Annotated in this window: 11 protein-coding genes; 5 read left to right on the top strand and 6 right to left on the bottom strand. The window is 64.5% G+C overall.

Going from position 1 to position 12,825, the window contains the following annotated elements; translation table 11 throughout:
* The first annotated feature begins 42 nt into the window (after positions 1-42).
* Both pcaQ and OKW37_RS22245 read left to right on the top strand, forming a co-directional pair.
* The gene (pcaQ, locus tag OKW37_RS22250) at positions 43-996 is read left to right on the top strand and encodes a pca operon transcription factor PcaQ (RefSeq protein ID WP_429403805.1); all 954 of its coding nucleotides are present in this window, start codon (positions 43-45) and stop codon (positions 994-996) included.
* Between the two features lie 162 nt (positions 997-1,158).
* On the top strand, positions 1,159-2,286 hold the full coding sequence (locus OKW37_RS22245; protein ID WP_429403804.1) for a 4-hydroxyphenylpyruvate dioxygenase family protein: 1,128 nt from the start codon (positions 1,159-1,161) through the stop codon (positions 2,284-2,286).
* 57 nt (positions 2,287-2,343) lie between these two features.
* On the opposite strand, the gene OKW37_RS22240 is transcribed toward OKW37_RS22245, so the two are convergent.
* Positions 2,344-3,276, bottom strand: coding sequence for a LysR substrate-binding domain-containing protein (locus OKW37_RS22240; protein ID WP_429403803.1), 933 nt, complete (start codon positions 3,274-3,276; stop codon positions 2,344-2,346).
* A gap of 124 nt (positions 3,277-3,400) precedes the next feature.
* On the opposite strand from OKW37_RS22240, the gene OKW37_RS22235 reads away from it, so the two are divergent.
* Both OKW37_RS22235 and OKW37_RS22230 read left to right on the top strand, forming a co-directional pair.
* Complete coding sequence (locus tag OKW37_RS22235) at positions 3,401-4,438, top strand: DUF1338 domain-containing protein (RefSeq protein WP_429403802.1); 1,038 nt, start codon at positions 3,401-3,403, stop codon at positions 4,436-4,438.
* A gap of 63 nt (positions 4,439-4,501) precedes the next feature.
* Positions 4,502-7,474, top strand: a complete 2,973-nt coding sequence (locus tag OKW37_RS22230; RefSeq protein WP_429404384.1) for an FAD-binding and (Fe-S)-binding domain-containing protein — start codon at positions 4,502-4,504, stop codon at positions 7,472-7,474.
* 28 nt (positions 7,475-7,502) lie between these two features.
* Here the strand turns inward: OKW37_RS22230 and OKW37_RS22225 are convergent, their stop codons facing one another.
* A complete protein-coding gene (locus OKW37_RS22225; RefSeq protein WP_090808454.1) occupies positions 7,503-8,138 on the bottom strand; it encodes a helix-turn-helix domain-containing protein in 636 nt (211 codons plus the stop codon).
* A 196-nt stretch (positions 8,139-8,334) separates the two neighbouring features.
* Positions 8,335-9,156 carry an isocitrate lyase/PEP mutase family protein gene (locus OKW37_RS22220; protein WP_429403801.1) on the bottom strand — a complete coding sequence of 274 codons (822 nt, stop codon included), beginning with the start codon at positions 9,154-9,156 and terminating at the stop codon, positions 8,335-8,337.
* 261 nt (positions 9,157-9,417) lie between these two features.
* On the opposite strand from OKW37_RS22220, the gene OKW37_RS22215 reads away from it, so the two are divergent.
* Positions 9,418-9,729: a hypothetical protein gene (locus OKW37_RS22215; RefSeq protein ID WP_429403800.1), complete on the top strand. Its 312-nt coding sequence runs from the start codon at positions 9,418-9,420 to the stop codon at positions 9,727-9,729.
* 188 nt (positions 9,730-9,917) lie between these two features.
* Here the strand turns inward: OKW37_RS22215 and OKW37_RS22210 are convergent, their stop codons facing one another.
* The 3 genes from OKW37_RS22210 to OKW37_RS22200 all read right to left on the bottom strand — a co-directional run bounded on the left by OKW37_RS22210 (position 9,918) and on the right by OKW37_RS22200 (position 12,767).
* A complete protein-coding gene (locus OKW37_RS22210) occupies positions 9,918-10,226 on the bottom strand; it encodes a DUF4148 domain-containing protein (protein ID WP_018424216.1) in 309 nt (102 codons plus the stop codon).
* A 192-nt stretch (positions 10,227-10,418) separates the two neighbouring features.
* On the bottom strand, positions 10,419-11,513 hold the full coding sequence (locus OKW37_RS22205) for an aldose epimerase family protein (protein WP_184057428.1): 1,095 nt from the start codon (positions 11,511-11,513) through the stop codon (positions 10,419-10,421).
* A gap of 33 nt (positions 11,514-11,546) precedes the next feature.
* Positions 11,547-12,767: a XylR family transcriptional regulator gene (locus tag OKW37_RS22200; protein ID WP_429403799.1), complete on the bottom strand. Its 1,221-nt coding sequence runs from the start codon at positions 12,765-12,767 to the stop codon at positions 11,547-11,549.
* Positions 12,768-12,825 lie beyond the last annotated feature (58 nt).

The following is a 12,825-nucleotide window of genomic DNA, read 5'->3' as shown; positions in this document are numbered from 1 at the left end:
ATGAAAAATGACGTTTTTGCCCGTTTCGTATAACCTTCCGTTATGCAACGCAGTCTCGCGGATAGCCGCGTCAAATTCCGTCATCTCCAGTGCTTTCTGGCCGTCGCGCAGTTCGGCAGCGTCCAGCGGGCGGCGGACAGTTTGTCCATCACGCAGCCGGCGGTATCGAAGACGGTCGCCGAGCTGGAGACCATTCTCGGCGTGAAGCTGTTCGAGCGCGGCCGTCACGGCGCAGTGCCGACGCGCGAGGGGCAGCTTTTCATGCCGCACGCGAGCGCCTGCGTGAGCGCGCTGCGCCAAGGCGTCGATCTGCTTGCGCGGGCCGAGGGCGCGGCCGCCGCGACGCTCGAAGTCGGTGTGCTGCCCACTGTCGCCGCGGTGCTGGTACCGCCCGTGCTGAGACAGTTCGTGACGCAGTGGCCGCGCGTGATCGTGCGCCTCGCGACCGGCGCAAATCCGGAATTGCTCGAACGCCTGAAAGCGGGGTCGGTCGAATTCGCGATCGGCCGCCTCGCGGACCCGGAGCGGATGGTCGGCCTGAGTTTCGAGCAACTGTTTACCGAGCCGCTAATCGCGGTCGTGCGCGCCGGGCATCCGCTGGCGCAAGGGAAGGCCTTGCCCGCCACGTCGCTGGAGGAATTTCCGATCGTGCTGCCGCCGTTCGGCACGCTGATCCGCCAATCGGCCGAGAGCCTGCTCGGCGCGTGGGGCGTGCCGCCGTTGTCGGCGTTCGTCGAGGTGTTGTCGGTATCCACGGGGCGCGCGCTGACGCTCGAAAACGGCGCGGTGTGGTTCGTGCCGCAAAGCGCGGTCGAATACGAACTCGCGCACGGCATGCTGGTGCGCTTGCCGCTGCCGTTTGCGGGCACCGGCGAGCCGGTGGGGCTGATTCGTCGCTCGGATACGCAGCCGTCGACGGTGGGACGCGCGTTTATCGAGGCGGTGCGCGAGGTCGCGCGGGGCAGACGGTTGCGAACGCCCCGCGACCCGGTGTAAAAACACGGTGCGAAAGCCGCCGCAGCCCGTTGTTCCTGCGGCACGCCGCGTGCGCGCCACGAGCGAGCACGCACCACGCAGCCCCTCGCGAACGACCGGAACACTTCGCGCCGAACCCGGAAAGACCGGCCCCGCGTCGAAAGACCGTACAAGGAGATTGCCATGCCCAGCGACTTGCCCACTCCAGAGGCCGCGCAGTGCGCCGTATTGGCGCCGCAGCACAATCCGCTCGGCACGGCCGGCCTCGAGTTCGTCGAGTTCGCCGCGCGCGATCCGCAGGCGCTCGGCGAGACCTTCACGCGGCTCGGCTTCAAGGCGATCGCGCGTCATATCAGCAAGGATGTGACGCTGTATCGCCAGGGCGAGATGAATTTCCTGATCAACGCGGAGCCCGATTCGTTCGCAGCGCGCTACGCGGAAGAATACGGGGTCGGCATCTGCGCGATCGGGATTCGCGTCGCCGACGCACAGCGCGCGTTCGAACGCGCGGTGGAACTCGGCGCGTGGGCGTTCGAAGGCGAACGCCTCGGTGCCGGCGAACTGCTGATTCCGGCCATTCAAGGCATCGGCGATTCGCACATCTATTTCGTCGATCGTTGGCGCGGGCGAGGCGGTCAGCGCGGCGGCCTCGGCGATATCTCGATCTTCGACATCGACTTCCGGCCCATCGAAATCGACACGGCCGCAGCCGATCTGAATCACGCGGGCAGCGGCCTGATCGCGGTCGACCATCTGACGCAAACCGTTGGCGAAGGCCGCATGCAGGAGTGGATCGACTTCTATCGCGACCTGCTGAATTTCCGCGAGATCCACGAGCTGCACGCCAACTGGCATGTGTCGGCGGAATCGCGCGTGATGGTGTCGCCGTGCGGCGCGATCCGCGTGCCGCTGTACGAGGAAGGCACGGGCCGGACCAACCTGATGCACGAGTATTTGCCCGATCATCCGGGCGAAGGCGTGCAGCACATCGCGCTCGCCACCGACGACATCTTCGCGTGCGTCGAGCGTCTGCTCGCGAACGGCGTCGAATTCGTCGAGCCGCCGCCGCGCTACTACGAGCAGCTCGATGCACGTTTGCCGGGCCACGGGCTCGATGTCGAGCGACTGCGGCGCACGCATGTGCTCGTAGATGGCGAGATCGGCGCGGACGGCGTGCCGCTGCTGTTTTTCCAGACCTTCGTGCGCCGCCGCGCCGGCGAGATTTTCTTCGAGATCGTGCAACGCCAGGGGCATCATGGCTTCGGCGAAGGCAATCTCGCCGCATTGGCCCAGGCGCGCACCGGCAGCTGAACACTGCGCGTAGTCGCATGTGTGATTGGATCGCTCACGCATGCGGCTTTCGTCGCGTCACGCCCCCTCGGGCCGCTCCACCAACTCCGGATAAATCGCGCCGTATGCGGCGGCCTCACGCAGCAGCCACTCGCGGAAACTCGCGAGCGGCTTGCCGTGACTCAACTCGGTCGGATAGACAAGGTAGTACGCGGCCTCGGCGAGCGCGGGTGTGTCGAACGGAATCACGAGACCGAACTGCTGCAACTGCGTGTCGACGAAAAAGCGCGGCACCAGCGCGATGCCGAGTCCGGCCGCGGCAGCGCTGATCAGCATCGTGTGCAGTTCGTAGCGCACGCCCTGCATCGTGCGGTTGTCGTCGATGCCGAGATTCGCGAACCAGCTCGCCCAGCCGTCGGGTCGCGTCGTCGAATGCAGCAGCGGATAGTTCAGTAGTTCGGCGACGTTGCGGACCGGCCGCTTCAGCAGACTCGCCGCGCAGATCGGCACCACTTCCTCGCGGAAGAGCAAATCGGCCGACGTACCCGGCCACGTCGACTTGCCGTAATGAATTGCCGCTTCGAAATGCGTCTCGGCGAACGGGAACGTCGCGGTACGCACGCCCATGTTCACGCGCACGTCCGGGTATTGTTCATTGAATGTTGCCATGCGCGGAATTAACCACTGCGATGCGAACGTCGGCAATACCGCGAGTTCCAGATAGCCGCCGCCGCTGCCGTGCGCGATGATCGACAGCGTGTCGCGATCGAGGTGTTCGAGCGAGCGTCGCACCTGCGCGCTGTAGACCTTGCCCGCGCGCGTCAGCACCACGCGTTGCTTGACGCGCACGAACAGCCGCACGCCGAGATTGCTTTCGAGCGTATTGATCTGTCGCGACACCGCGCTTTCGGTGAGGAACAGTTCGCGCGCCGCATGCGTGAAGCTCTGGTGGCGCGCGGCGGCTTCGAACGCGAGCAGCGCGCCCATGTTGGGAATCTTGAACTTTCGCACGTTAATTCCAAAAATGCATCAAGTGGCGAGTTTATCTCGCTTTACGGGGCGCAGCGCATTTTGAATAATCTCGCCCGTTATGAGGCGCTCGTGCAGCGCTCAACGTATAGCGTGGAGAAGCCGGATGCGAAACCTGAAGAATGCGAACGTCGAACAACTGCTGGTGAAGCTGCTGGGCGCGCAGAAAGCCGCGCGCCTTTTTGCGACGCTGAATCATCCGCGTGTGTTGAACGAGTGGGAAAGCGGCAGCGTCACGCGCGCCGAACTCGCACAGGCGATGAACATGGCGCTGTTCGACGATCTGCTCGCGCGCTCGGAAAACGGCCGCCGCTATACGGAGGAAACCGTCGCCGCCGGCGGCAGTGTGTACTTCGATCATGGCGCGCTGCGCACCGTGCGCTGGCCGCACAGCGGCGCGCTGCCGCCCGGCGAGGCCGCGTTCGCGCGCATCCTGCGGCCGCTCGGCTTTCGGATCAACGGCCGTTACCCGCTCGATCGTCTCGGCATGACCGGCCGCGCGTGGGCGCATGAGGACGCCGCCGACGAGATCGCGCAGTTCTTCGTCAGCGAACTGCACCCGGAGCGTTTTTCCGCGGCGTTCCAGCAGGCGGTGACGAACGTGATCGGTGCCTCGCGCGATCCGTTGACGCCGCGCGCCCATGGCCTCTTGTGGGAACTCGAACGCGATGGCGTGCTGCCGCTCGATGCGGCGCAGGAGTTGCTACCGGTGATCGTCGGTGCGTTCGCGCGTCAGCACGAGATGCCACGCGAAGCCGATTACGAAGTATTGTTGAAGGAATCGGCGGAGATGGCGTGGATCGCGACCGAAGGTAACGCGTTCAATCACGCGACCGATCGCGTCGCGGACGTCTTCAAGCTGTCGGACGAACAGAAGGCGAAGGGTCGGCCGATGAAGCCCGAAGTCGAACATTCGCGTTCCGGGCGCGTGTTCCAGACCGCGTATCACGCGGATGTCGTGCAGCGTGAATTTCGCGCGGCCGACGGCAGCGTCGTCACGCGCGACGTGCCGGGCTCGTTCTACGAATTCATTACGCGCAAGCGCAGTTTCGATCAGGACGCGCGCCGCTGGGAAACGGACCTGCGTTTCGACGCGGGCAACGCACAGGGTATCTTCCGGATGACCGCGAGCCAGGCGGCCTGAGCGCTTACGGCAGCTCGAGCGCCGGCATCGCAGACGAGGTGCGCAGTGGGGACGTCATTGTCATTGGATGAAGAGCGGCGGGTTGGCGCGCAGCGGGGCGCTTTGAATGAACCGCGTGTCGCCACGCCTTTCTCGGCCAGCGCGGAGCTATTGCAGGCGCTCGAAAGCGACCTGCGCCAGCACGTGCGCGGCGAGGTGCGATTCGATCAGGGTTCCAAAGCATTGTACGCATCGGATGCGTCGAACTATCGGCAAGTCCCGCTCGGTGTCGTGGTGCCGGCCGATATCGACGATCTGCTCGCAACGCTCGCCGCATGCCGTCGCAACGACGTGCCGTTTCTCGCGCGCGGTGGCGGCACGTCGCAGAACGGCCAATGCGTGAACGTCGCGGTCGTGGCCGATGCGAGCAAGTATCTGAACCGCGTCGTCTCGATCGATCCGCTTGCGGGCGTCGCGGTCGTCGAGCCGGGCGTGGTGTGCGACTCCTTGCGCGATGCCGCCGAACAGCACGGCCTCACGTTCGCGCCCGATCCCGCCACGCATAGCCGCTGCACGCTCGGCGGCATGATCGCGAACAACTCGTGCGGCGCGCATTCGGTGATGGCGGGCAAGACCGTCGAGAACATCGAAGCGCTCGAAATCGCGACCTTCGACGGCGCGCGTTTCTGGGTCGGCCCGACCTCCGGGGAAGAACTCGAACGCATCATCGCGGCGGGTGGCCGACAAGGCGAAATCTACGCGGCGCTCAAGCAACTGCGCGACACGTACGCCGAACGGATTCGCGCGAAATTCCCGCAGATCAAGCGGCGCGTGTCGGGCTTCAATCTAGATCAACTGCTGCCGGAAAACGGCTTCAACGTCGCGCGTGCGCTCGTCGGCAGCGAAGGCACGTGCGCGGTCACGTTGCAGGCGAAAGTGAGGCTCGTGAAGAGTCCGGCCAGGCGCGTGATCGTCGTGGTCGGCTTCACCGACATCTATACGGCGGCGGACGCGGTGCCGCATTTCATGCGCTGCGGGCCGATCGCAGTCGAGGGACTCGACCGCGCGATCATTCGCGGCTTGCAGGCGCGCGGCCTGAAGAAGGACGAGATCGCACTGCTGCCCGAAGGCGATGCGTGGGTCGTGCTCGAATTCGGCGCGCACACGCAGGACGAGGTGCTGCAACAGGCACGCGACGCCGCCGCGTATTTCCAATCGGGCGCGGCCGGGCCGCAAATCTCGACGATGCTCGTCGAAGATCGCGCCTTGCAGGCGAAGGTGTGGTCGATTCGCGAGACGGGGGCGTCGGCGGTCGCGTTGTCAGTGGATCGCGACAAGCCCGATCCGGTCGTCGGCTGGGAAGACGCGGCGGTCGATCCGCTGCGGCTCGGCGATTATCTGCGCGCGTTTCAGGCGCTCGTCGATCGCCATGGCTACGAGACGAGCCTGTACGGCCATTTCGGCGACGGCTGCGTGCACGCGCGCATCACGTTCGATCTGCGCAGCGCGGAAGGTATCGCGACGTGGCGCGGGTTCTTGCGCGAAGCGGCGGAACTGGTGGTCCAATTTGGCGGCTCGCTGTCGGGCGAACACGGCGATGGCCAGGCGAAGGCCGAGTTTCTGCCGATCATGTACGGCCCCGAGCTGATGCAGGCGATGGAGCAGTTCAAGGCGATCTGGGACCCGGCGAATCGTCTGAATCCGGGCAAGGTCGTGCATGCATACCGCGCCGACGAAAACCTGCGCATGGGCCCTGCGTACAAGCCGGTGACGCTGCATACGAAGCTCGCGTTCGCGAGCCAGGAAGGCGACGGCTTTCAGCGTGCGATCGAACGCTGCATCGGCATGGGCAAATGCCGCTCGCTCGAAGGCGGCACGATGTGTCCGAGCTATCGCGGCACCCGCGAGGAACAGTACTCGACGCGCGGGCGCGCGCATCTGTTCTGGGAAATGCTGCAAGGCGACGTGATCGCCGATGGCTGGAACAGCCGCGAAGTGAAAGAAGCGCTCGATACCTGCCTCGCATGCAAGGGCTGCAAGTCCGATTGCCCGACGCATACGGATATGGCGTCGTACAAGGCGGAGTTCCTTTCCCACTACTATGAGAACAATCGTCGGCCGCGTCAGGCGCTGTTCATGGGGCGGATCGGCGAATGGGCACCGTGGGCCGCGCGTTTTCCGCGCACGACGAACTTTCTGACGACGGCGCCCGGTTTGTCCGCGCTCGGCAAATGGATCGCGGGCGTGGCGCAGACGCGAGCGTTGCCGCGGTTCGCCGCTGCAACTTATAGACGGAGTGCGTCGTCGCAAGCATCCGCGATTCATGCGCTCGGCGGCGGCGCAAAGAAGGTGATCCTGTGGGTCGATACATTCAACGAGCACTTCACGCCCGAGATCGCGCAGGCCGCCGCTGAGGTGCTCACGCAACTCGGCTGGCACGTCGTGTTGCCGAAGAAACGTTTGTGTTGCGGGCGTCCGCTGTACGACTTCGGCCTGCTCGAACGCGCGCGCGAGCTGCTCACGCATATCGTCGACGACCTCGCGGACGACATCGCCGCCGGCGTGCCGCTGGTCGGTCTGGAGCCTGGCTGTCTATCGGTGTTCAAGGACGAGTTGCTGAAGCAACTCCCCGATCATGCGTTGGCGAAGAAGCTGTCCGCGCAAACATATCTGTTTGCCGAATTCGTCGCGCGTCAGCCGTTCGCGTGGCCGACGCTCGCGGCCGATGTGATCGTGCATGGCCATTGTCATCAGAAGGCGCTATTCGGCATGCAGGGCGACACGGCGTTGCTGAACAAGCTCGGCGTCAGATGGAAGCTGCTCGATACCGGCTGCTGCGGGATGGCGGGATCGTTCGGCTTCAACGCCGAGCATCACGCGTTGTCGGAAAAGATCGGCGAGGACATGTTTGAGGCCGTGCGCGACGCTATGGCGGCGAATGCGGAAACGATCGTGCTGACCAACGGCTTCAGTTGTCGCGAGCAGATCGAGCACGGCACAGGGCGACACGCACTGCATATCGCGCAACTCGCGCAACGGGCGCTGGCGACGCGCTGAGTGCGCGCTGAGTGCAGGGCGCGCTATTTTATTTCTTCGCTGACTCGTTCGCGGCAGGCGGTGTATGCGGAAGGTCCGCATTGGTCGCCATCCACAAGACTTCGGCGTCTTCCTCGCTGGTCGACACCGCCGCGTGACCCGTGCGGCTGTCGAAGTAGAGGCTGTCGCCCGTGTTCAGATGTGTCGGCGCGTACAGCTCCGAATAGAGGCACACGCTGCCGCTGATCACGTAGAGAAACTCCTCGCCTTCGTGGCGGCCCCAGTCGTCGAATGCATCGAGCGTGTGCGCCGAGATGCGGATGCGAAACGGCAGCATCGCCTTGTGGGCCAGGTCGGTGGCGAGCAACTCCATCTGATAGCCGCGATAAGCGTGGCGTTGGCCTTCGTTCTTGCGCGTCAGCGCGCGCCGGCCGCTCGCGCTGACTTTCGGCGTCGAGCCGAACAGTTCGCCAATTTCGATCTTCAGGCCCAGCACGATTTTTTGCAGCACGTCGAACGTGGGGGACATCAGGCCGTTTTCGACTTTCGACAGCGTCGAGCGCGAGACACCGCACAGGCGGCTCGCGGTTTCGAGCGTCAGATCCTGCGCTTGACGGGCGGCGCGCACGCGCCGGCCGAGATCGGTGGAGGACGTGTCGGCGGATTTGGTGAGGTGGGTGTCCATGAGGCTTGCTGCTGGTCGGGTATGCGCTTGATCGGGCGAATAATGTTTCCGATCATAACATTTGGCGTGGCCGGGGCCTTTGTGCGCCGATTCAGGCGTTCGTGTGCTTTTCTCATCGGAAACGTCGCGGCTTTTCCAATGAGTTCGACGCAGCGTGGCGATCTCACGTTGATGAGGCGTCCTTTGCGCGGCGTTTTCACGCGCTGCGATTGAAAAGCTCATTGAGCTGGGTGCCCGCCGTCGCGCCGGTGAAGTCGAAGCGGCCATCGGCCAGCGCCTGAGCGGCGTGCATGAAGCCACCCCACGCCGCGCGCGCGAGCCCGCCGCCGACGCTGATCCGCCGCACGCCGAGCGCGGCCACGTCCTGCAACGTCAGGGTCGATGTCGAGCCGATCAGCAGATTGACGGGCTTCGGCGCGACGGCCGCGAGCACCGCTTCGATCTGCTCGCGCGTCTGGATGCCGGGCGCATACAGGCAGTCGGCGCCCGCCGCCGCATAGGCCTTCAGACGGGCAATGGCATCGTCGAGATCGGGCTTGCCGGCGAAGAAATTCTCCGCGCGGCCGACGAGTAGCGTGTCGCCGCCGTTCTGATCGATCGCACGTCGCGCCGCGCTGAGCCGCTGCACGGCGACGTCGACCGGAAACAGCGGCGCGGCGGGGTTGCCGGTCGAGTCCTCGATCGACAGACCCGCGACGCCCGTTTCCACCGCGAGCGTCACGCTCTCGGCGACTTCTTCCGGGTCGCGGCCGAAGCCGTTTTCGAAGTCGGCGTTGACCGGCAGATCGGTCGCGTCGACGATTGCGCGCAGGTGCGCGAGGATCGTTTCGCGCGGCAATGTGTTGTCCGCATGTCCGGTCGACCACGCAAAACCGGAACTCGTCGTCGCGAGCGCCTTGAAGCCGAGTGTATGCAGATAACGGGCGCTGCCCGCGTCCCACGGATTGGGCAGCACGAAACAGCCAGACGAGTGCAGCGCGCGGAAAGCGGCGCGTTTTTCAGCGGCGGTGCGGGGCATCGCATGTCTCCTTGGTGTGAGGGAGCGGCTCCCTCGTTGAGGGGAAAACGCCGGGCCAACTGTTGCGCAGGCGAATCGGCATTCACCAGGGGAAAGTCTATGTCCGTATCGCAACCGTGGTTGATGAAATGGGTGGCGACTTTCACAGACGTTTCCAATAATTCAAAATGACGACAGGCGAAGAAGCCGGTTCAGAGATGCGAAGGGCCGCGTGGGAAGACGGCATTCGCGACGAGGTCATTTCCCCAAAGGAGGCACAACATGAACATCACGACCCGGATGCGGTCGATCCCTGCCGTGTTGCTGCTCACGCTCGTTGGCTGCGCCGCGGGCGGCGGGAATGGCGGCGCGCAAACGCATCTGAGTGCAACGCAATGCCGCGATCTGACCGACCTCAGGAACAAGGCACCGGCCACGCACCAGCGGAGCATGAGCGAACTGACAGCGCTGCAGCAAGCGGGCTACCACCCTGAACGACGCTTTGATCCTGACTATCCGGCGAGTCTCGAGCGCGCGCAGAGGCAGGTGGACATCTGGTATCAGGCGGAATGCCCGCAGGCACGGGCTGGGTGAATCTGCCGCGGCGTCAGAATTGGCGGTACGTTGTTAGTGCCGCATAAACGTAAAGAGCGGGCGCATGCCTTGAAAACATGCGCCCGCTTCATATCGGTTCGAAACGGCGAAAACCGCAAAGAGGGGAAAGGGCCGTTAACTCGAGAATCTTTCCTCGCTACGGACATTCGCTATACGTTCGGGACTCGTCACTGACCGTCCGGATTGACCCACATCGGATGATGGCCCGCTTGCGATGATCCGCCCATCGACGACCCATAGCCAGACGTGTCGCCTTGGCCCTTCGCGTTCATCGCGGAGACGCGTGCCTCGGCCGCCTGGATGTCCGCGGGATACTGGGCATCGAGCACGATGGCCGGGTTATAGCCAATCTGTTCGAGTTGCTGCACCTGTGCCTTGACCTCGGCCCGCGTGATCGGCTGTTCCGATTGCGCGAACGACGCGACCGGCGCAGCGATCAGGGCCGTAAGCGCAACTGCCTGGATAAGCGATTTCATGATGTTTCCCTCCGTAGTTGTCTATCCGGCACCGCAGCGATACCGGTGCCATAAGCGCAGTCTAGAGGGGGGTGAACTTGGGGAAAACCACTAGCCGACTAATTCAGTATTGCAAAGAACGGGTAGTCGGCGAGCTGTAATCTCGCCGTCGCGGGTTCTCGTAAAACAGCGCAAAAGCGGCCGTAAATCTGGTCACACACCTTTGCGCACATCGACGCGATAACTCGTGATTTGCCGATAAGTATCTCCGGGTCGCACGATCACTTCGTTGTGCCCGGTCATATTGACCTCGTTCGGGAAACCGCCCGCCTCGAGGCACAAGCCGGCGTGCCGTTGATAGCGGACACCGCCGCGTCCCGGGTTGCCGTTCAACGCGTTGCCCGTGTAAAACTGCAAGCCCCGCTGATCGGTCGCGACGGTCAGTTCGCGTCCGCTGCCCGGATCGTATGCCCAGGCGACTTCGCGCAGCGGCGGCGCGTGGCCGTCGTTGCCCTGCATCGCGTTTGCCGGCGCCTCGCGCAGCACGTAGCAATGATCGAAGCCGCCGGCGCGCGCGAGTTGCGCGTGCGGCCAGTCGAGCCGGCCGCCGATCGGCGCGCTCTGCCGGAAGTCGAATGCGTTGCCCGCGACGTCGGCGAGCTTGCACGGAATCATCGTCGCGTCGACTTCGAAAAAGCGCTCGGCGTCGATCGACAGCACGTGGCCGCGAATGTCGGTGCCCGCGCGCCCGGTCAGGTTGAAGTAGGGATGGCTCGTCAGATTGAGCGGCGTCGGCGCGTCGGTGATCGCTTCGTAGCCGATCGTGAGCGTGCCGTCGTCGTCGAGCGAATAGCGTACTTGCACCGTCACGTTGCCCGGAAAACCGGCATCGCCTTCGGGCGACTCGAGCCGCATCAGCAACGCGCCGTCGTCCTCGGCGACCTCCCACAACGCCCGATGAAAACCGACCGTGCCGCCGTGCAGCAGATTCGGACCTTCGTTGCGATCGAGCGTGTACTCGATGCCGTCGAGCGAAAAGCGCGCGCCCGCAATGCGATTCGCCCAGCGGCCGATCAGTCCGCCCATGTAGGTCGAGGCCGCCACGTATTCGGCGGGCGTGTCGTGACCGAGCAGAATATCGCCGAGACGTCCGGCGCGATCCGGTGCGTGCCACGAAACCAGCGTCGCGCCGAGGTCGCTGATGGCGACTTTCATGCCGTGCGCGTTGCGCAACGTGTAAAGCCGTACGCGATCGCCGCCCTGCAGCGTGCCCCACGGCTCGGAAGAGAGTTGTGCGATGCTGATCATGTGGTCAGTGCGAAGAAAAAATAGAAAGCATGCTCAGCCAGCGGTTTTGGTCTTCGGGCCCACGCGCTCCTGGTATTCGCGCGGCGTGCAGCCGAGTTCGCGGCGGAATACCGCGTACATGTATTGCAGCGACGTGAAGCCGCAACGGATCGCGACTTCCGCGCTCGACGCATCGCGTTTCGCGAGCAGCGACTTCGCGACGTCGAGCTTGTGGCGCAGGATCTCCTGATGCACGGTGCACTGACGCTCGCGCCGGAAATACTCTTCGAGCGACGAACGCGACACGCCCACATAGTCGGCCACCTGCTCGGTGCGGATGCCCTGGCACGCGTACTGGCGAATGAAATGGCGGGCGCGCATCACGTAAGGACTCGCGAGCGGCTGATGCCGCGTCGATTCGAGCACATGGATGCCGACCGGCGGCACCAGAATGCGGCGCCCCGGAAAGCGCGCGCCGTGCAGCATCTGATGCAGGATGTGCGCGGCGGTACGGCCCATTTCCTCGGTACCCTGGATCACCGACGACAGCGGAATGCGCGTCAGCGTCCGCGTGAGCGGATCGTTGTCGATGCCGATGATCGCGACTTCCTCGGGCACCGGAATGCCCGCGATCAGACATGCCTGCAGCAAATGCCGCGCACGCGCGTCGGTCACCGCGATGATGCCGACCGGCTTCGGCAGTTGCCGCAGCCAGGTGGTCAGCTGTTCGATGGCCTGGTTCCAGGACGGCGCGCTCGTCGACAGACCGCGATAGATCTCGCTATCGATCTGCGCCGCGCTGCGTCCGTCGGCGCTGCGCAGATGCGCGAAGGCGAGTTCGCGCTGTTGCGCCCAACGGTTTTCCTGCGCCTGCGGCAGGCTGTACAGCGCGAAGTTTTCGAGGCCCGCGCCGATCAGGTGCGTGTACGCGAGCGACACGAGCTTGCTGTTGTCGGTCGCGATATAGGGTAAATCCGGGGGGTACTGCGTCGGATCCTCGTACGACGAACCGACCGCGACCACCGGCAGTGGACAGTCGCGCAGGGCTTCGTCGACGGCGGGATCGTCGAAGTCCGCGATGATGCCGTCGCCGTCGAAGCGCTGGATACCCGCGAGCCGGCAGCGGAAGTCTTCTTCGAGGAAGAGATCCCATGCGACGCGCGTCGACAGCAGGTAGTTGCCGATGCCGGTGATGATCTCGCGATCGTAGACCTTGTTCGCGTTGAACAGCAGCGCGATGCGATGGGTTGTCTGAGGTGCTTGTGGACGGGTCATGGCGGTGAGCGGCGGGTGGCTCGATGGACCACGCGCCTTTGTCTCCATTGTGTCGGGT

Source organism: Paraburkholderia sp. MM5482-R2 (genome assembly GCF_050436125.1).
Lineage (GTDB): Bacteria > Pseudomonadota > Gammaproteobacteria > Burkholderiales > Burkholderiaceae > Paraburkholderia > Paraburkholderia tuberum.
The sequence above is the reverse complement of the archived record's forward strand: the minus strand, read 5'-3'. Positions and strand labels throughout refer to the sequence as shown.

Bases quoted from the DNA above. Each gene is read 5' to 3' on its own strand.
- OKW37_RS22220 (WP_429403801.1), bottom strand. From the start codon at position 9,156: ATGCCCCGCACCGCCGCTGAAAAACGCGCCGCTTTCCGCGCGCTGCAC.
- OKW37_RS22205 (WP_184057428.1), bottom strand. From the start codon at position 11,513: ATGATCAGCATCGCACAACTCTCTTCCGAGCCGTGGGGCACGCTGCAG.
- OKW37_RS22200 (WP_429403799.1), bottom strand. From the start codon at position 12,767: ATGACCCGTCCACAAGCACCTCAGACAACCCATCGCATCGCGCTGCTG.
- pcaQ (WP_429403805.1), top strand. From the start codon at position 43: ATGCAACGCAGTCTCGCGGATAGCCGCGTCAAATTCCGTCATCTCCAG.
- OKW37_RS22215 (WP_429403800.1), top strand. From the start codon at position 9,418: ATGAACATCACGACCCGGATGCGGTCGATCCCTGCCGTGTTGCTGCTC.
- OKW37_RS22210 (WP_018424216.1), bottom strand. From the start codon at position 10,226: ATGAAATCGCTTATCCAGGCAGTTGCGCTTACGGCCCTGATCGCTGCG.
- OKW37_RS22245 (WP_429403804.1), top strand. From the start codon at position 1,159: ATGCCCAGCGACTTGCCCACTCCAGAGGCCGCGCAGTGCGCCGTATTG.
- OKW37_RS22225 (WP_090808454.1), bottom strand. From the start codon at position 8,138: ATGGACACCCACCTCACCAAATCCGCCGACACGTCCTCCACCGATCTC.
- OKW37_RS22235 (WP_429403802.1), top strand. From the start codon at position 3,401: ATGCGAAACCTGAAGAATGCGAACGTCGAACAACTGCTGGTGAAGCTG.